Here is a 611-nt window from a genome sequence, read left to right on the forward strand (position 1 = left end):
TCTACTACTATCTTATAACCTTCTTCATAATAACCAATCACTCGCTCAATTGCTTGGTGAGCGTTGCGACCTTTACGAAAGCCGTAACTATATTCTGAGAAATAGGGGTCTATAATTGGGTCAATCACTTGTAATATAGCTTGTTGGACGACACGGTCTCTTACCGTTGGGATTCCTAATAGTCGAACCCCACCATTTGCTTTGGGTATTTTTACACGCTTAACTGGTTGTGGTTGATAAGTTCCGTTCTTCAATTTTTGGACAATCGCTGACCCATAGGTCTGCATATGCTCCTCTAATTCATAAACGGTCATCTCGTCTACACCGGGAGCTCCTTTGTTTTTAAGGACTTTTTGAATAGCTCTTTCCATGTTGTTTTTACTGACTACTCGGTCAATAAGTGAGATATCATTTTGTCTGTTCATATCTGCGTTACGCCCCTACGCACTCCTACATATTCTTTGCTTCCAGCTTATCCTTCTGTAGGTAGCCATCTCTACGAACTTAATCACGATGTTGGCTGCGATACTGGTGGCGTATCCACCTCCTTGATTTCCAAAATTGTTATTGTTCTGTCCTTCCTAGCCATAAGGCTAGTACTATGACGTCTG

Annotated in this window: 1 protein-coding gene; it reads right to left on the reverse strand. The window is 41.7% G+C overall.

The window, feature by feature from the left end; translation table 11 throughout:
• A partial coding sequence (locus ACYQ4S_RS12140) for a reverse transcriptase domain-containing protein (protein ID WP_459771420.1) occupies positions 1-425 on the reverse strand: 425 nt, incomplete at its 3' end.
• Positions 426-611 lie beyond the last annotated feature (186 nt).

The sequence above is a fragment of the Alkalibacterium sp. s-m-28 genome (assembly GCF_054658175.1).